This is a genomic window from Streptomyces sp. NPDC088553, assembly GCF_044752965.1.
Classification (GTDB): Bacteria; Actinomycetota; Actinomycetes; order Streptomycetales; family Streptomycetaceae; genus Streptomyces.
The window spans coordinates 209,128-233,542 of record NZ_JBIVMG010000003.1; the positions used below are offsets into that span (position 1 = coordinate 209,128).

At 72.0% G+C, this 24,415-nt stretch carries 21 protein-coding genes; 13 read left to right on the top strand and 8 right to left on the bottom strand.

Annotated features, from left to right (window positions below; genetic code table 11):
* Nucleotides 1–115: 115 nt before the first annotated feature.
* Together ACIP8Z_RS10450 and ACIP8Z_RS10455 are read right to left on the bottom strand one after the other, a co-directional pair.
* Entirely contained in the window at nt 116–1,126 is a 1,011-nt protein-coding gene (locus tag ACIP8Z_RS10450) for a universal stress protein (protein ID WP_266971757.1), read from the bottom strand.
* Nucleotides 1,123–2,028, bottom strand: coding sequence for a universal stress protein (locus ACIP8Z_RS10455; RefSeq protein WP_266971755.1), 906 nt, complete (start codon nt 2,026–2,028; stop codon nt 1,123–1,125). The genes ACIP8Z_RS10450 and ACIP8Z_RS10455 overlap by 4 nt, the downstream gene beginning before the upstream one ends.
* A 224-nt stretch (nt 2,029–2,252) precedes the next feature.
* On the opposite strand from ACIP8Z_RS10455, the gene ACIP8Z_RS10460 reads away from it, so the two are divergent.
* Nucleotides 2,253–3,110 (top strand): universal stress protein, encoded by an 858-nt coding sequence (locus tag ACIP8Z_RS10460; protein WP_266971754.1) that lies wholly within the window; start codon nt 2,253–2,255, stop codon nt 3,108–3,110.
* A 234-nt stretch (nt 3,111–3,344) separates the two neighbouring features.
* On the opposite strand, the gene ACIP8Z_RS10465 is transcribed toward ACIP8Z_RS10460, so the two are convergent.
* Together ACIP8Z_RS10465 and ACIP8Z_RS10470 are read right to left on the bottom strand one after the other, a co-directional pair.
* Nucleotides 3,345–4,052 (bottom strand): pyridoxamine 5'-phosphate oxidase family protein, encoded by a 708-nt coding sequence (locus tag ACIP8Z_RS10465; RefSeq protein ID WP_266971752.1) that lies wholly within the window; start codon nt 4,050–4,052, stop codon nt 3,345–3,347.
* On the bottom strand, nt 4,052–4,951 hold the full coding sequence (locus ACIP8Z_RS10470; protein WP_266971750.1) for a universal stress protein: 900 nt from the start codon (nt 4,949–4,951) through the stop codon (nt 4,052–4,054). The genes ACIP8Z_RS10465 and ACIP8Z_RS10470 overlap by 1 nt, the downstream gene beginning before the upstream one ends.
* Before the next feature lie 372 nt (nt 4,952–5,323).
* On the opposite strand from ACIP8Z_RS10470, the gene ACIP8Z_RS10475 reads away from it, so the two are divergent.
* Nucleotides 5,324–5,923 carry a CBS domain-containing protein gene (locus tag ACIP8Z_RS10475; protein ID WP_266971748.1) on the top strand — a complete coding sequence of 200 codons (600 nt, stop codon included), beginning with the start codon at nt 5,324–5,326 and terminating at the stop codon, nt 5,921–5,923.
* Here ACIP8Z_RS10475 and ACIP8Z_RS10480 read toward each other — a convergent pair.
* Nucleotides 5,910–6,395, bottom strand: coding sequence for a DUF1918 domain-containing protein (locus ACIP8Z_RS10480; RefSeq protein WP_402081268.1), 486 nt, complete (start codon nt 6,393–6,395; stop codon nt 5,910–5,912). The genes ACIP8Z_RS10475 and ACIP8Z_RS10480 overlap by 14 nt on opposite strands.
* Between ACIP8Z_RS10480 and ACIP8Z_RS10485 the strand changes: the two genes are divergently transcribed.
* The 8 genes from ACIP8Z_RS10485 (at nt 6,394) to ACIP8Z_RS10520 (ending at nt 14,131) form a co-directional block, all read left to right on the top strand.
* Entirely contained in the window at nt 6,394–7,071 is a 678-nt protein-coding gene (locus tag ACIP8Z_RS10485) for a CBS domain-containing protein (RefSeq protein WP_402081270.1), read from the top strand. The two genes, ACIP8Z_RS10480 and ACIP8Z_RS10485, sit on opposite strands and share 2 nt — an antisense overlap.
* Nucleotides 7,068–8,870, top strand: coding sequence for an acetate--CoA ligase (gene acsA / locus ACIP8Z_RS10490; protein WP_402081273.1), 1,803 nt, complete (start codon nt 7,068–7,070; stop codon nt 8,868–8,870). Before ACIP8Z_RS10485 ends, acsA begins: the two co-directional genes overlap by 4 nt.
* Before the next feature lie 125 nt (nt 8,871–8,995).
* On the top strand, nt 8,996–9,934 hold the full coding sequence (pdhA, locus tag ACIP8Z_RS10495) for a pyruvate dehydrogenase (acetyl-transferring) E1 component subunit alpha (RefSeq protein WP_402082334.1): 939 nt from the start codon (nt 8,996–8,998) through the stop codon (nt 9,932–9,934).
* Nucleotides 9,931–10,935, top strand: a complete 1,005-nt coding sequence (locus ACIP8Z_RS10500; protein ID WP_266971743.1) for an alpha-ketoacid dehydrogenase subunit beta — start codon at nt 9,931–9,933, stop codon at nt 10,933–10,935. Before pdhA ends, ACIP8Z_RS10500 begins: the two co-directional genes overlap by 4 nt.
* Before the next feature lies 1 nt (nt 10,936).
* On the top strand, nt 10,937–12,331 hold the full coding sequence (locus ACIP8Z_RS10505) for a 2-oxo acid dehydrogenase subunit E2 (protein ID WP_402081275.1): 1,395 nt from the start codon (nt 10,937–10,939) through the stop codon (nt 12,329–12,331).
* The gene (locus ACIP8Z_RS10510; RefSeq protein ID WP_402081277.1) at nt 12,328–12,597 is read left to right on the top strand and encodes a phosphopantetheine-binding protein; all 270 of its coding nucleotides are present in this window, start codon (nt 12,328–12,330) and stop codon (nt 12,595–12,597) included. The genes ACIP8Z_RS10505 and ACIP8Z_RS10510 overlap by 4 nt, the downstream gene beginning before the upstream one ends.
* A complete protein-coding gene (locus tag ACIP8Z_RS10515) occupies nt 12,597–13,277 on the top strand; it encodes a CBS domain-containing protein (RefSeq protein ID WP_402081279.1) in 681 nt (226 codons plus the stop codon). The genes ACIP8Z_RS10510 and ACIP8Z_RS10515 overlap by 1 nt, the downstream gene beginning before the upstream one ends.
* Nucleotides 13,274–14,131 (top strand): universal stress protein, encoded by an 858-nt coding sequence (locus ACIP8Z_RS10520; RefSeq protein ID WP_402081282.1) that lies wholly within the window; start codon nt 13,274–13,276, stop codon nt 14,129–14,131. The genes ACIP8Z_RS10515 and ACIP8Z_RS10520 overlap by 4 nt, the downstream gene beginning before the upstream one ends.
* A gap of 10 nt (nt 14,132–14,141) precedes the next feature.
* On the opposite strand, the gene fdhF is transcribed toward ACIP8Z_RS10520, so the two are convergent.
* From fdhF to ACIP8Z_RS10535, 3 genes are read right to left on the bottom strand one after another with little or no spacing between them, the layout of a single operon-like run.
* Complete coding sequence (gene fdhF / locus ACIP8Z_RS10525; RefSeq protein WP_402081284.1) at nt 14,142–16,835, bottom strand: formate dehydrogenase subunit alpha; 2,694 nt, start codon at nt 16,833–16,835, stop codon at nt 14,142–14,144.
* The gene (locus ACIP8Z_RS10530) at nt 16,832–18,526 is read right to left on the bottom strand and encodes an NADH-ubiquinone oxidoreductase-F iron-sulfur binding region domain-containing protein (protein WP_402081287.1); all 1,695 of its coding nucleotides are present in this window, start codon (nt 18,524–18,526) and stop codon (nt 16,832–16,834) included. Before ACIP8Z_RS10530 ends, fdhF begins: the two co-directional genes overlap by 4 nt.
* 53 nt (nt 18,527–18,579) lie before the next feature.
* Nucleotides 18,580–18,837, bottom strand: coding sequence for an SHOCT domain-containing protein (locus tag ACIP8Z_RS10535; RefSeq protein ID WP_266973966.1), 258 nt, complete (start codon nt 18,835–18,837; stop codon nt 18,580–18,582).
* Nucleotides 18,838–19,074: 237 nt separating this feature from the next.
* On the opposite strand from ACIP8Z_RS10535, the gene ACIP8Z_RS10540 reads away from it, so the two are divergent.
* From ACIP8Z_RS10540 to ACIP8Z_RS10550, 3 genes are all read left to right on the top strand, one after another.
* A complete protein-coding gene (locus ACIP8Z_RS10540) occupies nt 19,075–20,289 on the top strand; it encodes a nitrate/nitrite transporter (RefSeq protein ID WP_402082338.1) in 1,215 nt (404 codons plus the stop codon).
* 122 nt (nt 20,290–20,411) lie between these two features.
* Entirely contained in the window at nt 20,412–21,149 is a 738-nt protein-coding gene (locus ACIP8Z_RS10545) for an ABC transporter ATP-binding protein (protein ID WP_402081290.1), read from the top strand.
* Nucleotides 21,150–21,151: 2 nt separating this feature from the next.
* Nucleotides 21,152–24,088, top strand: a complete 2,937-nt coding sequence (locus ACIP8Z_RS10550; protein ID WP_402081292.1) for an ABC transporter permease — start codon at nt 21,152–21,154, stop codon at nt 24,086–24,088.
* The last annotated feature ends 327 nt before the right edge of the window (nt 24,089–24,415 follow it).

Consider the following 24,415-nt stretch of genomic DNA (forward strand, 5'->3'; position numbering starts at 1 on the left):
GCTCTCGGGCCACCTCAGTACGGCAGGGGGCCGGCCGGACGGCGTGCGCAGGTCGAGGGGGCGAGCCTGCGGGGATGCTGGGGCCGGGGGCTGATCAGGATGCGCTGCATGACGCTCACCTCTCCGCGGAACCGGCCGACGGACCGGGGGCGTCCTCTCGCCCCACCGTCCCGCGTGGAGGTCGGCGCGCCCCAGTGCCGAGCGGGGCAGTGGGCCCGGGCCGGCCGGTCGTACCGGAACGGGACCGGTCGGCCCATGAGGCGTCGCCGGTCTGCCGCTCGCCCTGCGGGAGGGGGACGGTGATCACGGGACACAGGGCACGGTGCAGCAGGCCGTGGACCGTCGAACCCAACCGCATGCCGGAGTAGCCGCCACGGCCTCTGCGACCGACCACGAGTGAGAGGGATTCCTGGGACGTCAGGGCGAGTTGCTCGACCGGGTGCCCCCGCAGGACCTCTTGGGAGATGGCGACATCCGGATACCTCTCCGCCCAGCCCGCCAGCGATTCGGCGAGCAGCCGACGCCGCTCGGCCAGACCTTCTTCACCGTCGTCGTGGGCGAGCACGGACCGGGGCCAGACCCAGACGGCCCGCAGCCGTGCCTCGCGGAGGCTCGCCTCCGCGAGGGCGAAGGCGACCGCGGCCTGTGAGGACTCGCTTCCGTCCACGCCGACGACGACGGTCGGTGGGTGCGTGGTGGTGTGCTCAGGTGCGCGGACCACGACGACGGGACAGTCTGCCCGCGCCGTGAGCGGGGCGACCACGGAGCTCTCACTGAACACCTCGGCCACCCTGCCGAGACGACGCGAGCCCACGACGACGAGTGCGACGTGCTCTGCCATGTCGCACAGCACGGTCGCCGGCACACCGTTCACACGTTCCGTCGCGGTCCGCAGACCGTGGTGCAGTTCCCGGACGAGGTCCTCCGCGTTGGCGATCGCCGACTCCGCACCGGTTCGCAGGGCGCTCTGGTGGGCGATCGCGTCGTACCGGACGGCGTCGTGGGCAGGCGGCACGGCTACGACCAACCGGAGTACCAGTCCCCTTCGTACGGCCTCCTCGGCTGCCCAGACGAGAGCGGGGACCGACTGCTCCCGGGGGTCGACTCCGAGGAGTATCTCGTTCATGTCTCCTCGACCCGGGTGGCGAAGGCAGGGGGGACGATCTCCACCGGGCAGTGGGCGTGGTGGAGCAGGACGTGGGCGACGCGGCCCAGGGACGGGCCTGCGCCCAGGGCGCGGAGTTGTCTGCCCATCACGAGCAGATCGGTGTGGGCACTCGCCTCCACCAGGATCCCGGGCGTGCTCGTGCCCGTCTCGACGTGATGGCCGACGGTCAGGGTGGGGTAGAACTCCTGCACGAGGTCGGCGAGCGACTTGATCTCGTGCACGCGTTGCCCCGCGATCTCGTCGAGGTCGTCCAGCATGGTCGCGACGCTGCCGACATGGGTGAGCACGTTCCAGACGCTCACCAGCCGCAACGCCGCCTTGCGGGCCTCCGCCTCGGCGGCCGCGACGAGCAGCCAGCCCAGATCCGAAGCACCGTGCACGGCTGCTGTCACCGAGCCCGACGCCGGCCGGTCACGGTCGCCACGGACCACGATCACAGGCACTTCGGCGCGGGCCGCCACGCCCAGGCCGACGGATCCGAGCATGAGCGCGGAGAAGCCTCCCAGCCCCCGGTTGCCCACCACGATCGTGCCTCGGTTCCCCGCAGCCGCCCGGAGACCGGCGACCGGCTCCTGACGGCTCAGCTCCTTCGTGACGGCGAGGTCCGGAAAGAGGCCACGGACCACGCTCGCGGTCTCGGTCAGCAGGTCGCGACCCGCTTCGCGTACCGACTGGATCGTCTCTGCATTGGAGAAGATGGCCCGACGGTCGGTGTCGGCGGCGTGCACGAGATGCAGGGACCGCCCCCGTCGGTCCGCCTCGTCAGCGGCCCACAGTACGGCCGCGCGCGCGGAGGGGGACCCGTCGACTCCCACGACGACGTTGCCGAACTCCGGTCGGGCCGGGGTCTCACTGGTCATGGCTCCTCCTCCGGGGTACACCCGAGGCTCGGGAGCGCGTCCCGAGGGGCGACATCTCCCACACTGGCATCGGGGTGGGCCTCCTCGGGATGGGCCGTTCGGCCCCGATCGAGCCCTGCCCGGCCCTGCTGCCGGGAGCGACATGACACCAACCTGAATGTGAGATGTCCTGTCCGATCCGGACCCGCGACGGGGCGGAGAGGACTCGATGAGGGAGGCACGCCATGACAGCCCAGGTCACCGTCGGTCTGGACGGCTCTGATGAAAGCCTCACCGCCGCCCGTTGGGCCGCGACGCAAGCGGTGCTACGCGAAGTGCCCCTCAGGTTGGTGCATGTGCAGGAGTGGCCGAACACGCCGGAAGTGCCCCTGGCGTATACCCGCACCCTGGACGAGCGGACCGAGAGGTTGATGCGGGACGAGACGAACCGGGCGCGGAAGGACCATCCCGACCTCGAGGTCGTCACGGAGCATGCGCGCGGCGGGGCAGCCGAGGAACTGACGGCCGCCGCGAACGAGGCGGATCTGACGGTCCTCGGTTCACGCGGGCTCGGCGGCGTCCGCGGCTTCATCATCGGCTCGGTCTCCCTCGCCGTCGCCGGCGCGGCGCGACAGCCGGTCGTCCTCGTACGCGCGAAGGACGAACGGGCAGGTCCCGGAGGCGGGATCGTGGTGGGCGTCGACATCCACCACCCGTGCGAAGCCCTGCTCGCGTTCTCCTTCGCCGAAGCCGCCCGAAAGGGCACGCCGCTGCGCTTCCTCCACAGCTGGACGCTTCCCGCTTCGTACGGCTACGCGGCCGTCATGGACCCGGGGATCGGCAAGGAGCTGGGCCGCCACCTCCTCGGGGGGCTGGACGACCTGCTGGAGCCGTGGCGGAAGCGGTACGCGGGCGTGGAAGTGGAGGCCGAAACGGTGGTGGGCTCGCCCGCGTACCAGCTGGTCGAGGCGTCACGGACGGCGCAACTCGTCATCGTGGGACGCCGGAGTCGGCACGTCCCCCTCGGCCCGCATCTGGGCCATGTCGCCCACGCGGTCATCCACCACAGCCCCGCGCCGGTCGCCGTCGTCCCCTTGATGTGAGAGGACGACGGCGGCGACTACTCGGACTGCGACTCCCGAACCCGGGCGCCCCGTCTGCGCAAGGTCGTCCGCCAGCTGCCGACCTCACGCTTCAGCCTCTGCACTTCGGCCGGCTCCCCCCTCCCCCTCCGTGAAGAGAATCCCAGACTCCACGGTGAGCCCTCCCAGACTCCACGGTGAGCCCGGGGCGCGTTCAGGTCCTCCGAGCCGACGAACGCGATCGCCGACGCCCGCTCACTCAGCGGCCCCTGACGGCGCGCCGGGCGCGCCCGGCACCTGGATGCGCCTTCCGGTCACCCGGCGCGGCGAGAGCGTCACCACGGTGTCCCGCCCTTCCCCAGCCCACGGCGCCGAGTGGACGGCATCCTTGATCCTCCGCACCTCGGTCTCCTCCGACACCGTGCGTGCCTGACCGACAAGGAGGACGCTCCAGCCCTGGCTGAAGGCTTCGTCCAGGTGGTCCTCCTCGAAGGCGATCTCCACCCCGGACGCCGAGGCGCGCGCGAGGGTCGAGTCCGCAGCAGTCATGAAGACCACACTCCCGTCGACGACCTGGTAGTTCACGGGGAACACCATCAGCCCGTCCCGTCCTTCGACGGCGACCCGGCCGACGCCGTGCCCGTCGAGCAGCTCCCAGCACTCGGCCTCGCCGATCTCCTCCATCCGTGCCCGGTACCCGGCGCGGGCTCCTCCGGGTGCGAGGTCCGCCGTGTACCCGGTGAGATCCTGGACGGTGGTCTCCAGTGCGTTCGCGAGCCGGACCAGGAACTCGATCCCCGGGGTGGGCACCTGCTCCTCCACGTAGGCGATGTAGCCGGGCGTCGAGCCGGCCCGTTCGGCCACGTCCTCCCAGGACAGGCCGAGTCGGGTGCGCCTGGCCTCGACGCGGCGGCCGAGGTCGCTCGTGGCGTGCGAGGCACGCGGGTCACCGTTCGTGTTCATCACACGTCTCCTTCCGTGGTCTCCGGACGCCGCTGGGGTACGACGGCGACCGGACACGAAGCGTGGTGCAGGGCGCGGTGGGCGACCCTGCCGAGCTCCAGGCCGACGAGGCCGTCGCGGCGCCGCGCACCGACGACCAGCAGGTCGGCGGCGGCGGAGCGCTCGGTCAGGACCTTGTGGGCGGGGCCCTCCACCGTGCTCCTACGCAGGCGCACCTGGGGATGCTCGGATGCCGCGGTCTCAAGGGCCTTGTCGAGCCGTTCGGAGGACCCTTCCGTGAAGTAGGCCGCCCCGGCGCGCCTCATCAGCAGGTGGTCGGCCGGTTCATGGGCCGGCCGTTGCCAGGTGCGGACGACGTCGAGTTCCGCGTCCCGGACGGCTGCCTCGCGGAAGGCGAACCGCACGGCCGGCGAGTCGACGTCGTACTCTCCGATGCCGAGCAGGACACGCCCGTGGCGTGCTTCGAGGGCTTGCCGGTGCCCCCGGACGACGACGACCGGGCAGTGGGCCCGGGCTGCCACGACGAGGCCGACGGATCCGAGCAGAAGGTCGGCGAGTTCGCCGCGCCCTCGGGATCCGACGACGAGGATCGTGCCCTCCCGGCCCTCCCCGAGCAGCGCGGTGGACGCGTCCTGGGCGAGGACGTCCGTGGTGACGGGGAGGCCCGGTGCGCGGCGCCGGGCGCGTTCGACCGCGGTGCCGACGATGTTCTCGGCGAGGACCTGGCCCGAGGGCCGGTCCGTCGTCCAGGCCGGCACGACACCCTCGTACCGTTCCCACAGGGAGGCATGGACGATGCGCAGGGGAAGCCCGTGCCGTACCGCTTCGTCGACGGCCCAGTCCAAAGCCGTGAGACTGGCGTCGGACCCGTCGACTCCTACCACCAGGGGCGATTCCATCGCGCCCACCGCCTTTCCGGGTCGTGAGGTGGCCACCTGCCACGCTCGCACCACGCTGGAGTGGCGGGGTAGGGCCGGTCGGTCCCGGGCCCCGGACCGCCCGGTCCGCGTACGGAGGCGGCGCGGCGACACGACGGGAGGAGGGGCCCATCCGCTTCTCGCGGATCCTGATCGCGCGGTGCGCGGCTCGAAGCCGCTTCCCCGCGTCCCTCTGGCGGGCCCCCTCCTCGCTTTCAGGAAAGCATCGGCAGGCGGTCCGTGCCAGTGCTGCCCGGGTCCCGACGTGCCCCTTTCGGCCCTTGTCCTCCGACGCCAGGCGGCGAAACCCTCGCAGCAACAGGACTCGGGGCGCAGACGTACCGGAGGCCGGTCATGAAGCACCCTCGTACCGTCGACGACGTGATGACCCATGCGGTGGTCTCCGCCAGGCTCGACGCACCGGTCAAGGAGATCGTCCGGTCCATGCGGCGCTGGGGCGTGAGCGCGGTCCCCGTGCTGTCGGCCCAGGGACGAGTGGTCGGCGTGGTGTCCGAGGCGGACGTACTCGGCAAGGTTCCGGGAGAGGCCCGGGACGACGCGGGATCGGTGACGGCGGGCAGCCTGATGTCGGCTCCGCCCGTCACCGTTCCGCGCGATGCCACGATCGCCGGGGCCGCGCGGCTGATGGCGCAGGGCCACCTCAAGCGGCTTCCCGTGGTGGACGAGGACGGCCGCCCGGTGGGTGTCGTCAGCCGGGGCGATCTGCTCAAGGTCTACCTTCGCTCCGACTCCGAACTCGCCGAGGACGTGCGCCACGAGCTCCTCACGCACCTGATTCCCGAAGGTGACGCGGCACTGACTGTACGGGTCCAGAACGGCGCGGTGACGCTCGCCGGACGCCTGCCACAGTCCGTTCCGGCGGATCTGGCCCTGCGCCTGACCCGGGCGGTGCCCGGTGTGGTGGCCGCGACGGCGGAATTCACGACCGCGTAGCAGCCTTCCCGGGTCCGGCCTCTCTCGTGCCGTGCGGCGGAAAGTGCTGGACGCGTGCGTCCGGGCCCGGGAACACCTCGGTGACCCGTCCCGTGTCCGCCCATCGGACATCGAAGGGCGGAGTGCCGTCCGGATGGTGGAGCCCGACGATCTCACCGTCTCGCCCCTCGTCCCCGACCGTGGCACCACCCACGATCAGCCGGTCACCGACGCGAGCCCACAACCCGGCGCGGGGCTTCTCCTGGCCTTGTCGTGCTCCGGTCCCGGTCATGCTTCTCGCCTCCCGGCACGAGCGCCCGGCCGCGGTCCTCCCGAGACGGGCTCTCTCGCCGTCTCCACCGTGCGTCCCGGCGGGCCCGCCGCCATAGGGGCCAACAGTCCCGGAAGGGGACCATTCGGCACTGCCCCGGGTGCGCTTCGCGCAGCAGAGTGAGACCTGGGGCGGCCGCGTCCCGTGAAGGAGGACCGTCATGCAGCACCGCACGGTTTTCGAGGTGATGACCCACGACGTGATCACCGCCGCCCCGGAGACCCCGTTCAAGCAGATTGCGCGGCTCTTCGCCGACCACGACGTCTCGGCGGTCCCGGTCGTCGACGCCGACCGACGCCTGCTCGGCGTGGTCTCGGAGGCCGACCTGCTGCGGTCCACCGCCGAGCTCCCCGACCTGGAGGGCCGCTGGGCGGGCGTCCGGCTGCTGTCCCAGGAGCGAGGGCTGCCCGACGCGGAGACGGCCACCCAGCTGATGACCTCGCCGGCCGTCACGGCACAGGCGAACTGGAATCTCGTCGAGACGGCCCGGACCATGCAGCGCAAGGCGGTGAAGAGACTGCCCGTGACCGACGAGACCGGTCGCCTCGTCGGGATCATCAGCCGCAGCGACCTGCTGCGGCCCTTCCTGCGCAGCGACACCGCGATCCGTGACGAGATCGAGCACGACGTTCTGGCCGACACGCTGCGCCTCGCCCCGGACACGATCCGTGTGACCGTCGACGACGGAGTCGTCAGGCTGACGGGCCGGGTCGACGAGCGTGCCGACATCCGCGTGATCACACGGCTCTGCCGCTCGGTCGACGGAGTCGTCGCCCTGCACGAATCGATCGAGTACGCCTACGACAACCTCGCGCTCGACGTGGAGCCACCGCGATGAACGCCCTGTGGGTGGCACCCGTCATGCCCGACTACGACAGCGCCCGGGCCACCTTCTCCTGGCGACGCGAGCGGTCCCGGCTCGCCGGACTGCCGGACGGCGGCATCAACATCGGGTACGAGGCCGTCGACCGGCACCTGCGCGAGGGCCACGGCGAACGCGTCGCGCTGCGCTGCATCGCCCGCGACGGAACCGTCCAGACGGTCACCTTCGCCCGTCTCGCAGCCGAGAGCTCCCGCTTCGCGCACGTGCTGGAGACGCTCGGCGTGGAACGCGGCGAGCGGGTGTTCACCCTCCTCGGCCGCCGGTTCGAGCTGTACAGCGCCGTCCTCGGAACGCTGCGTGCCGGACGGGTCCTGTGCCCGCTCTTCAGCGCCTTCGGTCCCGAACCCATCGCACTGCGCATGGAGTTGGGCAACGCCCGCGCGCTGGTCACGACCCGGGAGCTGTACGAGCGGAAGGTGGCCCCGGTACGGTCCCGACTTCCGCACCTGCGGCACGTTCTGCTTCTCGACCCCGGAGCCGACCCGCCCCCGGACACCCTCTCCTTCCCCGCTCTCACGGCCGCCGCGCCGGACGCGTACACAGTGGGTCCGACCGATCCGGCGGAGCCGGCGCTGTTGCACTTCACCAGCGGCACGACGGGCACCCCCAAGGGCGCGGTACACGTGCACGAGGCGGTCCTCGCCCATCACGTCACCGCCGCCTACGCTCTGGACCTGCACGAGGGCGACGTCTTCTGGTGCACGGCCGACCCCGGCTGGGTCACTGGCATGTCGTACGGGATCATCGCCCCGCTCACCCACGGCGTGACGACCGTCGTCGACGAAGGGGACTTCGCCCCCGCTCGCTGGTACGGGATCCTCGCCGACCAGCACGTCACGGTCTGGTACACCGCGCCCACCGCGTTCCGCATGCTCATGCGGGCCGCACCACGCCGCGGCGAGCCGACTCCCGCGGAGCGTCACGACCTCTCGTCGCTCCGGTTCATCGCGAGTGTCGGTGAGCCTCTCAATCCCGAGGCCGTGCACTGGGGCCGGGAGGCTCTCGGGCTTCCGGTCCACGACACCTGGTGGCAGACCGAGACCGGTGCCATCATGATCGCCAACTTCGCGGCCGATCCGATGCGGCCCGGTTCGATGGGCCGCCCACTGCCCGGTGTCGAGGCCGCCGTCCTGGCGTGCGGCGAGGACGGCCGGGCGGCCATCACCGGCGGGCACGTCCAGATCCTCCAAGAACCCGGTGCCCAGGGCGAGCTCGCCCTACGGGCGGGCTGGCCCTCGATGTTCCGGGCCTACCTCCACGAGCCGCACCGTTACGAGGCGTGCTTCGCGGACGGCTGGTACCTGACCGGCGACCTCGTCAGCCGCGACGCCGACGGCTGGTACTGGTTCGTGGGCCGCGCCGACGACGTCATCAAGTCCGCGGGGCACCTCATCGGGCCGTTCGAGGTGGAGAGCGCGCTCATGGAGCATCCGGCGGTCGCCGAGGCCGGTGTCATCGGACGCCCTGACCCTCTGGCCGGCGCGATCGTCAAGGCGTTCGTGCTGCCGCGCCCCGAGTATCCGCCCGACACCGAACTACGGCGCGACGTCTTGGCGTTCGGCCGCCGGCGCCTCGGCCCGGCTGTGGCCCCCCGGGAGATCGAGTTCGTCGAGGATCTGCCCCACACCCGCAGCGGAAAGGTGATGCGCCGCCTGCTGCGGGCCCGCGAACTGGGCCTGCCCGAGGGCGATGTGTCGACGCTGGAGACACCCGAACCGGCCGGGACGGCCGAGCTCTCCGAGAAGGAACCGTGATGGCCACCGCACACGGCGGTACGCCCGCCGGAACACCGAAGACGAAGCGCCCCCGTCGCGCACGTGGACCCACGACGCCCTCCCGCACTCCTGCGGCGTCCCACGACCTGGATCTGCTGCGGCAGATGCTGCTCATCCGGCGGTTCGAGGAACGGTGCGTCGAGCTGTACAGCGCAGCGGCGATCCGGGGCTTCGTGCACCTCTACATCGGCGAGGAGGCGGTGGCGGTCGGCGTCCACCAGGCTCTCGACGAGCGGGACGCGGTCGTCTCCACGTACCGCGAACACGGCCACGCCCTGGCCCGTGGGATACCGCCCGAGGCCGTGATGGCGGAGATGTACGGGAAGAGCACCGGGTGCAGCCACGGCCGCGGCGGTTCCATGCACCTCTTCGACGCCGACCGCCGCTTCTACGGCGGCAACGCGATCGTGGGCGGCGGACTGCCGCTCGCGGCGGGCCTGGCGCTCGCCGACCGGTTGCGCGGCGAGTCTCGAGTGACCTGCTGCTTCTTCGGTGACGGGGCCTTCGCGGAGGGCGAGTTCCACGAGACCGCCAATCTGGCGGCGCTCTGGGGACTGCCCGTGCTCTTCGTCTGCGAGAACAACCTGTACGCGATGGGGACGGCCCTCGCCCGCGAACACGCCCAGACGGACCTGGCGATGCGGGCGGCGTCGTACGGCATGGCGGCCTGGGCCGTCGACGGCATGGACGTACACGCCGTGGAGAGAGCGGCGCGCGGGGCGGTCGAGTCCATCCGCGCCGGCAGCGGACCGCACTTCCTGGAGATGCGGACGTATCGATTCCGCGCGCACTCGATGTACGACCCGGACCGGTACCGGCCGAAGGACGAGGTCGAGGAGTGGAAGCGGCACGACCCCGTCACCCGCCTCGCCGACGGCATGCGTACGGCTGGACTCCTCGACGCAGCCGCGCTGGAGGCTCTGGACCACGACGTCATGGAGGAGATCGACCGAGCCGTCCTGGCGGCCGAACAGGCCCCCGAGGAGCCGGCCGAGGATCTGCTGCTCCATGTCACAGGCCGATACGAGGAGGCTCAGGCATGAGCACGCGACCGCGGGCGCATCCCGACGACGACACCACCACATACAGGGAGGCCCTGCGCGAGGGACTGCGCGAGGCCCTGGCCTCGGACGGCCGAGTGTTCCTGATGGGTGAGGACGTGGGCCGCTACGGCGGTTGCTTCGGGGTGAGCCTCGGCCTCCTGGAGGAGTTCGGCCCCGATCGTGTCCGGGACACGCCCCTGTCGGAGTCCGCGTTCGTCGGAGCCGGGATCGGCGCCTCACTGGCAGGGATGAGGCCGATCGTGGAGATCATGACGGTCAACTTCAGCCTGCTGGCCCTCGACCAGATCCTCAACAACGCCGCCACCCTGCGGCACATGTCCGGCGGACAGCTCGGCGTGCCGCTGGTGATCCGCATGACGACGGGCGCGGGACGGCAGCTGGCCGCCCAGCACTCCCACAGTCTCGAAGGCTGGTACGCGCACATCCCCGGCCTCCGTGTCCTGGCGCCGGCCACGATCGACGACGCCCGCCACGTGCTGTCCGCCGCGCTGGCCGACCCCGACCCGGTACTGCTCTTCGAGCACGGCAGCCTGTACAACGCGGTCGGAACGCTCGACCCGGCGGTCCATCAGGTCGACCTGGACCGCGCGGCCGTCCGGCGCGAGGGCACCGACGTCACGGTCGTCGCGTACGGCGGTTGCGTGTCCAAGGCCCTCGAAGCCGCGGAGGAACTGGCGGGCGAGGGGATCAGCGCGGAGGTCGTCGACCTGCGCACGCTACGGCCCCTGGACGACACCGCGTTCGTCGGCTCGGTCCGGCGGACCCACCGGGCCGTCGTGGTCGACGAGGGCTGGCGCAGCGGCAGTCTGTCCGCCGAAATCGAGTCGCGCATCTGTGAGCAGGCGTTCTTCGAACTCGACGCGCCCGTCGAGCGGGTGTGCAGCGCGGAGGTCCCCATCCCGTACGCCCGTCGGCTGGAGGAGGCGGCACTCCCCCAGCCGGCCGGAATCGTGGCGGCGGCGCGCCGGGTGGTGAGCTGAGATGGCCGAGTTCACGATGCCGTCACTCGGCGCCGACATGGACGAGGGCACGCTCTCCCAGTGGCTGGTGCACCCCGGCGACCAGGTGGCGCGGGGCGACGTCGTCGCGGTGGTCGAGACCGCGAAGTCCGCGATCGAGGTGGAGTGCTTCCACAGCGGTACGGTCGACGCCCTCCTCGTCGACGAGGGCACCACCGTGCCGGTGGGCACCCCGCTGGCTCGCATCGGCACGTCCGCCGAGAGCAGGCCCACCACGGACCGACCCCCGTCGACACCCCTCGTCCGCCGACTCGCCCAGGACCGGCACGTCGACCTCGCCGCCGTCCATGGTTCGGGCCCGGGAGGCAGGATCACACGCGCGGACGTGGAGCACGCGGAACCGGAACCTGAACGAGCACCGGAGCACGCCAAGAGCGCCGGCTCCTCACAGCCCCTTCACACCGGGATCAGGCGGCAGCCGGGTACGGAACCGGCGCGACGGAAGCGGAGCCGATCCGGGGCCGAGGCAAAGCCCGCGCCGACGACACGGTCGACGAAGCCGGTACGCAGCGACGACTCGACCGGGGAGCGTCCCGCTCCTCCGCGCGTGAAGTCCTCACCGCTCGCGCGGCGGCTGGCCACGGAGCTCGGCGTCGACCTCGCCGAGGTGACCGGCACGGGTCGGGGCGGCACCGTCCGTGCGGAGGACGTCCGTTCCGCCCCGGCCGCCGAGGGCGCACCGCGGCCGGCCGTCCCGGATATGGCACGGGCGGCGACCGCCCGGCTCATGAGCCGATCCAAGCGGGAGATCCCGCACTTCTACCTCTCCACGACCGTGGACATGGCAGCGGCCCTGGAGTGGATGCACGCCCGCAACCGCGAACTGCCGTTGTCCGCCCGTCTGGTGCCCGCCGCACTCCTGTTCAAGGCCGTCGCGCTGGCGGCGCGCAAGGTGCCCGAGCTCAACGGGCACTGGGTCGACGACGGCTTCGTCCCGGCGGAGGAGGTACGGCTGGGCATCGCCGTCTCCCTGCGAGGAGGTGGCCTTGCCGCCCCGTCCCTCGCCCACGCCGACACGCTCTCCGTGGTCGAGGTGATGGCCGCGCTCAAGGACCTGGTGGCGCGGGCACGGGGCGGCCGGCTCCGCGCGTCCGAGACCGCCGACCCCAGCCTCACGGTCACGAACCTCGGCGACCAGGGCGTCGAGGCCGTGTTCGGGGTCGTCTACCCGCCGCAGGTCGCGCTCGTCGGCCTCGGCCGGATCGTCGAGCGGCCGGTGGCCGTGAACGGCCTGCTGGGAGTGCGTCCCGTGGTGACGGCGACGCTGTCCGCCGACCACCGAGCCGCCGACGGCGCCACCGGCGCGCGCCTCCTGACCACCATGGACCGGCTCCTGCAACAACCGGAGGAACTGTGAACCACGACCAGGCGAAGGAGTTCGTCCGGCAAGCCGTGCAGCGTGTCGTCCCCGACGCCGACTTCACCGGGCTCGATCCCGGCGTGTCCCTGCGGGACAGGTTCGAGATGGATTCGCTGGACTTCCTCGAGTTCGTCGAGGCACTCGCCGAACTCAGCGGGGCGGAACTCGGCGAGGACGACTATGCGGCCCTCGACACCTGGGACGGCTGCGCCGCTCGCCTGGTGGGCGAGGCCAGTGCGTCCGCACAAGGAAGGAGCGGATGATGCGCCACCGCAGGATCGACCAGCTGATGACCCGTGAGGTGGTGAGCGTCCGCGGCGACACTCCGTTCAAGGAGATCGCCCGCACGCTCTCGCAGCACCAGGTGACCGCCGTACCCGTGGTGGACGGCGACGGCCGGGTCGTCGGGGTGGTGTCGGAAGGCGATCTGTTGCGCAAGACCGCCGACCAGGCCGCCGCACCGAGTGGATTGCCGGCCGTTCCGGGCCTGGAGGCGTGGGAACGGGCGAAGGCCGAGGGAACACGGGCCGAGGAGCTCATGTCCGCCCCCGCGGTGTGTGCCCGTCCGGAGTGGACCGTGGCGGAGGCGGCGCGGCTCATGGAGGTGCAGAGGGTCAAGCGGCTCGTGGTCGTCGATGGCGAGGACCGCTTGCTGGGCATCGTGAGCCGTCGCGACCTCTTGGACGTGTTCCTCCGCGAGGACGACGACATCCGCCGGGAGATCGTCGAGGACGTGCTCGGTGACACGCTGCGTCTCGAACCGACTGCCCTCGCCGTCGAAGTGCACGACGGGCGGGTGGAGCTTGGCGGGAGGCTGCCCTTCCGGGGCATGGCACCGGCGATCGAGCGCATGTGCGCGACGGTGGACGGCGTGGTCTCGGTCTCCTGCACCCGTCTCACGTACGACGTCGATGACACCGAACGAGGAGGTGGACGATCATGACGCGGAGCATCGTGGTCGGCCTGGACGGTACGGAGCAGGCCAAGGCAGCCGCGGAGTGGGCGGCCGAGGAGGCGGTGCTGCGCGGGACTGACGTACATCTGGTACACGCGAAGGAACCAGTACCGGAGGCCGCTCTGTCGCTCGTGGAGTGGGAGTCCGAGGAGCCGTGGGCCAGGGAGATGATGGCGCGCACCGCCGGTGAGCTGCGCGAGCGCCATCCCGGCCTGTCGGTGACCTCCCAGGTGCTGCCCTCGGGGCCCGTTCCGGGTCTGGTCGCCGCGGCTGAGGAGAGCGATCTGCTCGTTCTCGGCTCGCGGGCGCTGGGCAGCGTGGCCGGGTACCTGCTCGGCTCGGTCGGCCTGACGGTCGCCGGTGCCGTCGAGCGACCCGTCGTACTGGTACGGGCCGTCAGCGCGGGAAGCACTCCACGGGGCCCGATCGTGGTCGGGGCCGACGTGCGGCAGCCCGTGGACTCCGTGCTGGGCTTCGCCTTCGAGGAAGCCGCGCGACGGCACACCCAGGTCCTCGTCGTGTATGTGCAGCAGCTCCCGCTGCACGCGGGAATGGGGCCCGCGATGGTCCCGGACTTCAGGCTTTCCATGGTGCCGGAGATCAAGCGTTCGGTGGAGGTCATGCTGGACCCCTGGCGGGCGAAGCATCCCGACGTCGAGGCGGTCGCCCGCGTGGCGGTCGGATCGGCCGGACCCGAACTGGTGGCGGTCGCCCGGGAGGCCTCCCTCGTGGTGGTGGGCCGGCGTACCCGCCCTTCGACGCTCGGCGCACACATCGGCAGCGTGGCCCACGCCGTCCTGCACCACAGCCCGGTGCCCGTGGCCCTCGTTCCCCACGACTGATCGCTGCCGGTCAGTCCTCGGGCGCCGTCGGACTCAGCCGTACCGCCGTGACCTTGTACTCCGGACACGAGGTCACGGTGTCGGCGTGCTTCGAGGTGAGGGAGTTGACGCCGCTGGCCGGGAAGTGGAACGCGCAGAAGACCTGCCCGGGAGCGAGTTCCGTCCCGACGCGGGCGACCAGTCGCGCCTGTCCGTGCCGGCTCGCGACGGTGACCGGGGTGCCGTCCCGCACGCCGAACCGGGCGGCGTCCTCCGGGTGCAGGTCCAGGCAGTCGGACGCGTCGAGAAGTAGGTTGCCGCCGCGCCGGGTCATGCTCCCGGAGTTGTAGTGGGCCCATCGGCGCCCGGTGACGAGGACCAGCGGATAGTCCTGGTCCGGTTCTTCTCCGGGCGGTAGATAGGGGGCCGCAGATAGATGTGCGCGCCCGTCGGGGGTGGCGAACTCCTCCGCGTACAGAGTGGCTTCGCCTGGCCGGTCCGGCGTGGGGCAGGGCCAGGGCACCGCCCCCTCCCGGTCGAGCCGCTCGTGCGAGAGACCGGCGAAGAGAGGTGTCACACGTCCGCACTCGGCGAGAGCCGCTGCGGGGGTCGGGCAGTCCAGGTCGGCACCGAGGGCACCGGCGACGGCGTGCACGACGTCGAAGTCGGAGCGCGCCGTTCCGGGCGGAGTCACCGCTGGTCGTACGCGCTGGAAGCGGCGGTCGAAGTTGACGAACGTCCCGTCCTTCTCCAGCCAGGAGGCCACGGGCAGGACGACATCGGCGTGGTGGGCGGTCTTGCCGAGGAAGAGCTCGTTGACGACGACGAGCGGGCAGGCGTCAAGGGCCTCGGCGACCCGCCGGCTGTCGGGATCGGTCGCGCACACGTCCTCGCCGATGATCCACAGCGCCCGCAGCCGGCCCTCGCGAGCCGCCGCGAACATCTCGGGGATGCGCATACCCGGCCGATCTGGGACTGGTCGGCCCCACACCACTTCGGCACGGGCGCGGGCCTCGGGGTCGGTGACACGGCCGTAGCCGGGGAGCAGGTCGGGCAGGGCACCCATGTCGGAGGCGCCCTGGACGTTGTTCTGACCGCGCAGGGGGCTGATGCCGAACCCGCGGCCGGTGGCTCCGACGGCTCCGCGCAGGATGGGGAGGTTCGCCAGGGTCCGGACGCCGTCGGTGCCGTGCAGGTGCTCGGTGACCCCGAGCCCGTACACGACGGCCGGCCGCTCCGCGCGGCCGTAGAGCCGGGCGGCCTTCCTGATGTCGTCGGCGGGGACGCCGGTGATCTCGGCTACCCGCTCGGGCGGGTAGCCGGCCATCAGGTCGGAGAGTTCGTCCAGCCCGGTGGCGCGATCGCGGAGGAAGCCCGAATCGGTCATGCCTTCGTCGACGAGGACGTGGGCAAGGCCGTGGAAGAGGGCGACGTTCGTACCGGGGCGCGGACGCAGGTGCACGTCGGCATGGTGCGCGAGGCCCACGGCACGGGGGTCGGCCACGATCAGGGAGGCCCCTGCGAGTGCCCGTTGGAGGAGACGGGCGCCGACGACGGGGTGGGCTTCGACGGGGTTGGCGCCGACGACCAGGAGGCAGTCGGCGGTCTCGACGTCGTCGAAGGGGTCGGTGCCGCCGGCGCGTCCGAAGGAGGCGGTGAGTCCTGCGGCTGACGGGGCGTGGCAGAGGCGGGAGCAGTTGTCGACGTTGTTGGTGCCGATGACGGTCCGCAGGAACTTCTGGACGAGGTAGTTCTCCTCGTTGGTGGCACGGGCGGAGGAGATCGCGGCGACCGCGTCGGGACCGCCGTCGAGGACGGCCGCGCGCAGCCCGTCGGCGATCCGGGTCACCGCCTCGTTCCAGGTCGCCGGTCGTAGTTCGCCGTTCTCCCGGACCAGGGGCTCGGTGAGACGCTCGGCGGAGCCGAGGTATCCGTACGCGAAGCGGCCTTTGACGCAGGCGTGGCCCCGGTTGACCGGTCCGTCCCGGGCGGGCAGCACGGCGGCGACACGGTCCTCACGGACGACGACGTCGAGGGTGCAGCCGACTCCGCAGTAGCCGCAGGTGGTGCGTACGCGGTCGGCGGGTGCCTGTCGCGAGGTGAGGCCCTCACCGGGTCCGGGCTGGGCGATCGCCCCCGTCGGACAGGTGTCGACACAGCCGCCGCAGGACACGCAGTCGGAGCCGGCCCAGGGACCGCCAGTGCCCGGGGCGACGACCGTGTCGGCACCACGTCCGGTGAGAGTGAGCGCGAAGGTTCCCTGGACGTCGGAGCACATCCGTACGCAGCGCCCGCAGGCGATGCACAGGTCCCGGTCGAGATGGACGTACGGGTGGCTCTCGTCCCGGCCGCGCGTGGGGTCACCGGCCGCCATGTCCGCCGGGATCCCCAAGGTCCGGCACGCCTCGGCCAGTTCACTGTGCGCGCTGTCGTCGAGCGCGTGCGGTGGGAGCGCCGAGGCGATCAGGGCGACCGCGTCCCGGCGCAGGTTCCGCACGCCCTCGTCGGCGGTGTCGACGGTGAGGCCCGACGTCGCGGGCGTGACGCATGCGGCGACGGTTCGCCCGTCGGCGCGGACCAGGCAGGTCCGGCAGGAGCCTGCGGGCCGGAGACGGTCGTCGTGGCAGAGGGTGGGCAGGTCGGCTCCGGTGGCACGTACCGCGTCGAGCAGTGAGGCTCCCGCGGGCAGTCCGACCGGCACGCCGTCGACCTGGAGCCGGGTCATCGGTCCCATCCTTCCAGTGCCGGCTCGTAGACGCGGGCCAGGCTGCGGACGGCGACGGGGACGCGGCGGCCGAAGGCGCAGAGGCTCGCCTCCTCCATGAGCCGTTCCAGTCGCTCGTAGGTCTCCCCCGGCCGGCCCTGGCCCTGCGCGAGTCCGAGTCCTCGCCGGGTGCCGACCCGGCAGGGCGAACAGGCTCCGCAGCTCTCGTCGGCGGCGAACTCCCAGATGTGCCGAAGGAGTTCGTGCGGATCGGTGTCGGCATCGAAGGCGACCATGCCGGCGTGACCGAGGGCGGCGCCGTGCTCGGCGAGCGCTGCCGTGGTGAGGGGGACGTCGAGAGCGGTCCCGGCGAGGAAGCCGCCCAGGGGCCCGCCGATCTGGAGGGCGACGAGCTCGCGGCCGTCCTTGAGACCGCCCCCGAACCGGGTGGCGATCTCGCCCACGGAAGTGCCGAGCTCGACCTCGTAGGCACCGGGCCGGGCGAAGCGTTCGGACAGGCACACCAGCTTGGTACCGGTTTCGTCCGTTACGCCGCGTCGGGCGTAGGACGCTCCGCCGTGGGCGACGATCCAGGGCACGGCCGCCAGGGTCTCCACATTGTTGACCACGGTCGGCGCGTCCCACAGGCCGTGGTCCGTGGGGTACGGGGGCCGGGGGCGGGCACAGCCGCGAGCGCCTTCGAGGCGGGCGATGAGGGCGGTCTCCTCGCCGGCGACATAGGAACCGGCTCCTTCGACGATCTCGACGAACGGCCGCGGACCGGCTGTCTCGACCGAGGGTGCCAGGTCCCCCGCCTCCGTCGCGCGTTCCACCGCCCGGCGCAGCCGTGCCATGGCTCTCGGATACTCGGAGCGGACCAGGACCGTCCCGCGCCGGGCGCCGCAGGCGAAGCAGGCCAGGGCGAGTCCTGCGAGGACGCGCTCGGGGTCCTCCTCCATGAGCAGCCGGTCGGCGTACGAGCCGGGGTCACCCTCGTCCCCGTTGGCGACGACGACCGTGTCGGGCTTCCCCGCGACTGCGGCCCACTTGTCGGCCACCGGAAATCCGGCGCCGCCTCGCCCGCGCAGTCCTGCGAGGGCGGTCTCCTCCCGTACGTCCTCGGGCCGCAGCCCGGCCACCGCCTCGCGCCACACGTCCCATGCGGAGAGCTCTCCCACGATCCCGGCGAGCAGGACGGGCGCCCCGGTGGTGTCGGCCGCGGGGATGCCCGGCGCCCGCGGTTCCGTCCGCCCGGCGAGTTGGTCGGCCAGGTCCGGGCCGGTACGGGGCAGGGTGCCGTCGAGGGCGGCGGGGCCTGCGTAGCAGAAGCCGACGCAGTGCACAGTCTGCAGCGAGGTGGAACCGCCCTCGTCGACCGTGCCCGCCACCACTCCGAGTGCCTGTTCGACCTCCGCCAGGTGCTGTCCACCCCGCGCGGCGAAGCACGCCGTGGCGGTGCACACCCGCACGTGCCGCTCTCCGCGCGGGGCGGCGAGATCGGCGAAGAAGGTGGCGGGGCCAAGTCCTGCGGCGGCCGGAAGTCGGGCTGCCTCCGCAGCTTGGGGTGCCCATGCCTCGGGCCCTTCCGCGGTACCCGACCTGGCGCGCTCAAGCGCGGCCGGCAGCAGCCCCCCGCGCCCTCCGTGCCGTGCGGTCAGCTCACGGAGCGCGTCCATGCGTCCGCCCGGCTCCCCGGGTATCCGACCCGCCATGATCCCAGCGTGACCGGCCACGCCCCCACTCGCATCCCGACCGGTCGCGGGGTTCACGGTTCCGCGCTGCGCAGGGCGGTCAGGCGCCGTCGGTACTCGTCCTCGTCGATCTCACCGCGCGCCAGTCGCTCGCCCAGGATCTGCTCGGCCGACGTGGCAGGCCGAGACCCAGACGGCCGTTCCGCAGGACGGCCCAGGGTACGGAAGAGCATCACCGCGACGGTGATGAGAAGGCCCCAGAACAGCACCATCCCGGCTGACATGGCGAACCAGCCCCATCCGTTCATGCCGTCGCCGTACCAGAACATCATCGCCACTCACACTCCCGACGGCCGGGCCGGTAGGAACCGGACGCCCCTGCCTCCGGTCCGTCCGCCACCACCGTGCGCCGCCCCAGGAGGCCTGGCACAGGGCCGTCCGGTCCCTGGCGGGGGGCCGGTCGGGCACGGAAGGGAACAAGCGGCCCCTGGAGCCGGGATCCCGAAGGCCGGAGGGTGGAGAACAGCAAGCCCGCGCCCGCCGACGCGGATCACCGCCGGGAGGCCACCATGGTCCGGAACTCGGGGATCCCGCCCGTGGTGGACGCACCGCGACCGTGGCAGATGCTGTTCCTCGCCACCGTCGGGTTCGCCCTCTGTTTCTGGGCATGGGCGCTGCTGGGCCCGCTCGGCCCGCGGCTGCGGGACGACCTGGGCCTCAGTTCCTTCGAGCAGTCACTGGTGGTCGCCGTGCCCGTGGTGGTCGGCGCGCTGGGCCGGATCCCGGCGGGGGCGCTGACGGACCGCTGGGGTGCGCGCCGGGTCTTTCCCCTCGTCGCGGCCCTGACGATCCTCCCCGTGCTGTACCTGGGTCACCTGGCCGACTCGTTCGCCGAGGTGCTCGCGGGCGGCTTCCTCCTCGGGCTCGGGGGAACGGCCTTCGCCGTCGGAGTGCCGTTCGTCAACGCCTGGTACCCACCCGCACGCCGAGGCGTCGCCCTCGGGATCTTCGGCATCGGCACCGGTGGAACGGCCTTGTCAGCATTCACCACCGTCCAGCTCGCCGACGCCGTCGGACGTGCCTTCCCCTTCGATCTCGTGGCCGCCTTCCTCGCCGTGTACGCCGGGGTGGCCTGGTTCCTGCTCCGCGACCGCCCGGGGCGCGCGACGGCGTTGGGGTCGCTGATCTCGCGCACAGCACTGGCCATGCGTACACCGGCCACCTGGCAGCTGGCGTTCTTGTACGCCGTCTCCTTCGGAGGGTTCGTCGCGTTCAGCGTCTACCTTCCGACCTACCTCACCAGGGCGTACGAGCTGGGGCGCTCCGACGCGGCACTGCGGACCGCGGGATTCGTCGTCCTCGCCGTGGCGATGCGGCCGGTGGGGGGCTGGCTGTCGGACCGCATCCACCCCGTACCCGTACTGACGGTCTCGTACGGGCTCGTTGCGGTGTCCGCCCTGATCGCGGCGTTCGAGGCGGAACTGGTCCCCGTGGGAACGGCGGCCTTCTTCGGCATGGCCGCCGGCCTGGGCGCCGGGTCCGGGGCGGTCTTCGCGCTCGTGGCACGTCTGGTCCCGGCCGAGCGGGTCGGCTCGGTGACGGGAGTGGTCGGGGCGGCGGGCGGTCTCGGCGGCTTCTTCCCGCCTCTCGTGATGGGAGCGGTCGACAGCGTCGCACACGACTACACGTGGGGGTTCGTCCTCCTCGCCGTCACCGCGACCGGCGCGGGAACCCTGGCCGCCACCGCTGTCCGGCGAAGCGCCCGGGCGACCGCGGACGCCTGACCGCGGCGGCGGGAACCGCTCGTCCCGGCCTCCCGATGACCCGGCGATTGGGCCGTTCGGCCCGTTTCCGGGGCCTGGGTGGCCGTAGCCGCCGGTTCCTTCCGAAGGTTGGTATGGAAGACATGAACGCCGACCAGGCACTCCTCGTCGCCTCCGGAGTACGCAAGATCTACCGGACGGGCTCCGTGGAGGTCACAGCCCTCCTCGACCTGGATCTCGTCGTACGTCACGGGGAGATGGTGGCGGTCATGGGACCGTCCGGCTCCGGAAAGACCACGCTCCTGAACTGTCTGTCCGGGCTCGACGACATCGACGGCGGCCGGGTGGAGGTCGACGGCCACGATCTGTTCGCGATGTCGGACGCTGCGCGCACGGAGCACCGCGCTCACACCATGGGATTCGTCTTCCAGGCGTTCAACCTCATCCCTGTCTTCTCCGCGGTGGAGAACGTCGAACTGCCCCTCCTGCTCGTGGGCACCCGGCCGCGCGAAGCCCGTCGCCGGGCGCTGGACATGCTCGACCGGGTGGACCTCGGCCACCGGGTCGAGCACCGGCCCAGCGAGCTGTCCGGGGGTGAGCAGCAGCGGGTGACCATCGCCCGCGCCCTGGCGGGACGCCCGGCCATCGTGTGGGCGGACGAGCCGACGGGCAACCTCGACAGCGCGATGGCCGACCAGGTCATGGACCTGCTGTGCGAGCTCAACCAGGACGAGAGCCAGACGATCGTCCTGGTCACCCACGACAGCGCCATCGGAGCGCGTGTCCCCCGGCTGATCCGGATGCACGACGGGCAGCTGGTCGACGACGTCCGCCAGACCGTCACGGCCCGAGCCCCGATCCCCGACGCACCCTTGGGCTGACCATGTACCCGAACCTCCTCGTCCCGCTGCTCACCGCCTTGGCGCTCGCCCTCGCGGCCCTGGTGCTGGTCGCCGTCCGGCAGCCGGTGTCGCGGCGGCTGGCCTTCCGGCAGGTCGCCCGCCGGCGTACCGAGGCGGCGCTGGTGATCGGCGGATCGATGCTCGGGACGGCCATCGTCATCGGGGCCCTGGTCGTCGGCGACACCCTGAACTTCTCTGTACGGCAGGAGGCGTACCGGACCCTGGGGCCGGTGGACGAGCGCGTCGTCGCACCCCCCGGCCCGACCGGGCGCGCCGCGACGGAACGGATGGCCTCCCTGGCGGGGAATCCCGACATCGACGGAGTGCTGAACGCCCAGGCCACCCAGGCATCCGCCGTCACCCGTACCGACGGCCGTACGGCCGCAGAACCACGTGTCCTGGCCTGGCAGATGGACTTCGACAAGGCGGCGCGCTTCGGCGCACCGGGTGGGGATTCCGGCCTCGGCGGACCGAATCCGAAGCCCGGGCAGGTCGTGGTCAACGAGCCGCTGGCCCGGTCCCTGAGCGTGGGGGCCGGAGATCCGGTCACGCTGTACCTGTTCGGAGTCCCGGGGACGTACCGGGTCGAGCGCGTGGTGCCGGAAGAGGGTCTGGCCGGTGTGGGCCTAGGTGGCAGGCTGAACCGCGACGTGTTCCTGGCACCGGGGACCCTGGACTCCGCCGCCCGGTCCGTCGGAGCGGAGCCTCGCTCGGTCACCTTCGTCTCCAACCGAGGCGGCGTCGAGAGCGGCGAAGCCCTGACCGACAAGGTGACGGCCGACATCCGGCAGGCACTGGGCCCGCTCGTCGGCCAGACGGCGATCGAGACGCCGAAGCACACGGTCCTGCGGGACGCCAAGCAGGCCGGGGACTCCCTCGGAGCCCTGTTCCTCATGATCGGCAGTTTCAGCATCATCGCGGGCGCACTGCTCCTGGTGAACATCTTCGTGATGCTCGGCGAGGAGCGGAAGTCCCAGATGGGCATGGTGCGGGCCGTGGGGATGAAGCGCTCGCGGCTCGTCGGGTCCTTCACGCTCGAAGGTTCCACCTACGCGTTGCTGTCCGCGCTGCCGGGTGTGGCCATCGGGGTCGCGGTCGGCTGGGGCGTCGCCGTCGTGGCGGCGCAGATCTTCCAGGGCTGGTCGGTCGGCGGAAGCAGCATCCGCATCGCGTTCGCCATCACGCCCACCAGCGTCCTCAACGGACTGGCCATGGGCCTGCTGATCGCTTTTGCCGCCATCCTGGCCACCAGCGTGCGCATCAGCAGGTTCAACATCATCGCCGCGATCCGCGACCTCCCGACGACGCCCGGGCAGGGACCGCGACGCCGGCTGCTGGCGGTCTCCAGCACCCTGGCCGTCCTGTGCGCGTTCGCGGCCGTCCCGGCCGTGGCACGCAGCCAGCCCGACGCGACGTACCTCATGCCGGCGCTCGCCCTCGCCTTCGCCACCCCTGCACTGCTGCGTGTCCTCCCCCATCACACGGTCACCACCCTGGTCGCGGGAGCCGTCCTCGCCTGGACGCTCCTGGCACCCGTCATCCGCCCCCGGATCTTCGACACACCCTCGATGTCCGTCTACGTCATCCAGGGCGCCCTGGCCGCCTTCTCCGCCGTGGTGCTCGTCAGCGACAACCAGAAGACCCTGCTACGTCCCGTACGGCGCCTCCTCCAGCGCCCGACGGAGGGCGGCCTGGCGGCGCGGCTCGCCGTCGCGTACCCCCTGGCCAAGCGGTTCAGGACCGGCGCGACGCTGGTCATGTACACCCTGATCGTGTTCGTCCTCGTCCTCCTGACGGAGATCTCGGGCATCCTCCGCGCCGGAGTCGACGGAGTCGTAGCCGATGCCACCGCCGGATACTCCCTGCGACTGGACTACAACCCCCAGGTCGCCGGCGACCGACTCGTCTCCGATCTCCGCGGCGGCCCGTCGGCCGCCGGGATCGCCGCCGTGACACCGCTGCTCAACGCCACAGGGCGAGCCACTGATCCGGGACACCGCAGCGCTCAACTCCTGGACACCGCCGTCGTCGGCGTGCCCGACGGAGCGATCACCGGCATCACGTTCCGGGAGCGGCTGCCCGGCCTGAACAACGACGCCGCCGTGTGGCAGGCCCTCGCCTCCGACCCCCGCTACGTCGTGCTCGACGCCTTCTTCGGCAGCACGGGCGGCCCGGCCGGCGACTACTACGACCCCGGGGACACCCTCACCCTGACCGATCCCCGGACGGGCCGCAGCGAACAGAAGGTCATCGCCGGCGTGCTCAGCAACGGGTTGGTCTTCTACCCGGGCACCGGCGCCAGTTCGACCACCTACCCCGTGGTGTCGAGCGAGCAGGCGACGCGCGAGCTCTTCGGCGCCCAGGCCCAGAACGCCTCCGCACTGGTCAGAACCGCCCCCGGCATCTCCCCCGACGCCCTGGCGACCCGACTGCAGGGCGAGCAGCTCTCGTCCAGCCTGGTCGCCACCCCCATCGAGTCGGACATCCGCCAACAGTTCGACTCCAGCACCGCCTTCTTCCGCCTCATGCAGGGCTTCCTCGCCCTGGGCCTCGGCGTGGGCATCACCGGCCTCGGCGTCGTCATGGTCCGATCCGTACGCGAACGCCGACGCACCATCGGAATCCTGCGCGCCCTCGGCTTCCGCGCGCGGACCGTCCAACGCTCCTTCCTCTGGGAGAGCTCCTTCATCGCCGTGGAAGGAATCGTGCTCGGCTCCCTCCTGGGCGTGCTCACCACCTGGCTGATGTACGCCAACAGCGCCGCGTTCGAGGGCCTCGAAGGAGGCTTCCCGGTCGAATGGACCAGCATCTGCGGCCTGGCCGCAGCCACCTTCGTCGCATCACTCCTGGCCACGATCGGGCCGGCCCGGCGCGCAGCCGCTATCCGTCCTGCCCTCGCGGTCCGCGTCACCGAATGACGGGCAGGCCAGGACAACTCGTCCGACCAACCCCGGTGGTGAGGCGCCGTCGTCACGAGAGCGGCTTCCCGACGCGCCGCCACCTCGTCACGCGTCGAGCTGCCGGGCGATGTCGTCCGCCCAGGCGTCGATCGCCGCTCAGTCCCCGTGGTCCCCGTAGCGGCAACCGAGCAGCCGGAACAGCAAGGCACGTCGCCCGGCACGGACCGTTGCCCCCCCCCGGAGGACCCGCCCGCGCCACCCGTTCGGCAGACTCGCCGCGCGGGAGGCAGGCGGCGCTCGTAGCGTCGAGCCCGGATGAGATTCGCCGTAGCACCTGGAGTAGCC

Excerpts from the sequence above, each read along its gene's own strand:
- ACIP8Z_RS10475 (WP_266971748.1), top strand. The coding sequence starts at position 5,324 with ATGAAGCACCCTCGTACCGTCGACGACGTGATGACCCATGCGGTGGTC.
- ACIP8Z_RS10515 (WP_402081279.1), top strand. The coding sequence starts at position 12,597 with ATGCGCCACCGCAGGATCGACCAGCTGATGACCCGTGAGGTGGTGAGC.
- ACIP8Z_RS10460 (WP_266971754.1), top strand. The coding sequence starts at position 2,253 with ATGACAGCCCAGGTCACCGTCGGTCTGGACGGCTCTGATGAAAGCCTC.
- ACIP8Z_RS10470 (WP_266971750.1), bottom strand. The coding sequence starts at position 4,951 with ATGGAATCGCCCCTGGTGGTAGGAGTCGACGGGTCCGACGCCAGTCTC.
- ACIP8Z_RS10535 (WP_266973966.1), bottom strand. The coding sequence starts at position 18,837 with ATGATGTTCTGGTACGGCGACGGCATGAACGGATGGGGCTGGTTCGCC.
- ACIP8Z_RS10485 (WP_402081270.1), top strand. The coding sequence starts at position 6,394 with ATGCAGCACCGCACGGTTTTCGAGGTGATGACCCACGACGTGATCACC.
- ACIP8Z_RS10455 (WP_266971755.1), bottom strand. The coding sequence starts at position 2,028 with ATGACCAGTGAGACCCCGGCCCGACCGGAGTTCGGCAACGTCGTCGTG.
- ACIP8Z_RS10540 (WP_402082338.1), top strand. The coding sequence starts at position 19,075 with ATGGTCCGGAACTCGGGGATCCCGCCCGTGGTGGACGCACCGCGACCG.
- acsA (WP_402081273.1), top strand. The coding sequence starts at position 7,068 with ATGAACGCCCTGTGGGTGGCACCCGTCATGCCCGACTACGACAGCGCC.
- ACIP8Z_RS10465 (WP_266971752.1), bottom strand. The coding sequence starts at position 4,052 with ATGAACACGAACGGTGACCCGCGTGCCTCGCACGCCACGAGCGACCTC.
- pdhA (WP_402082334.1), top strand. The coding sequence starts at position 8,996 with ATGCTGCTCATCCGGCGGTTCGAGGAACGGTGCGTCGAGCTGTACAGC.
- ACIP8Z_RS10500 (WP_266971743.1), top strand. The coding sequence starts at position 9,931 with ATGAGCACGCGACCGCGGGCGCATCCCGACGACGACACCACCACATAC.
- fdhF (WP_402081284.1), bottom strand. The coding sequence starts at position 16,835 with ATGACCCGGCTCCAGGTCGACGGCGTGCCGGTCGGACTGCCCGCGGGA.
- ACIP8Z_RS10530 (WP_402081287.1), bottom strand. The coding sequence starts at position 18,526 with ATGGCGGGTCGGATACCCGGGGAGCCGGGCGGACGCATGGACGCGCTC.
- ACIP8Z_RS10520 (WP_402081282.1), top strand. The coding sequence starts at position 13,274 with ATGACGCGGAGCATCGTGGTCGGCCTGGACGGTACGGAGCAGGCCAAG.
- ACIP8Z_RS10550 (WP_402081292.1), top strand. The coding sequence starts at position 21,152 with ATGTACCCGAACCTCCTCGTCCCGCTGCTCACCGCCTTGGCGCTCGCC.
- ACIP8Z_RS10545 (WP_402081290.1), top strand. The coding sequence starts at position 20,412 with ATGAACGCCGACCAGGCACTCCTCGTCGCCTCCGGAGTACGCAAGATC.
- ACIP8Z_RS10505 (WP_402081275.1), top strand. The coding sequence starts at position 10,937 with ATGGCCGAGTTCACGATGCCGTCACTCGGCGCCGACATGGACGAGGGC.
- ACIP8Z_RS10480 (WP_402081268.1), bottom strand. The coding sequence starts at position 6,395 with ATGACGGTCCTCCTTCACGGGACGCGGCCGCCCCAGGTCTCACTCTGC.
- ACIP8Z_RS10450 (WP_266971757.1), bottom strand. The coding sequence starts at position 1,126 with ATGAACGAGATACTCCTCGGAGTCGACCCCCGGGAGCAGTCGGTCCCC.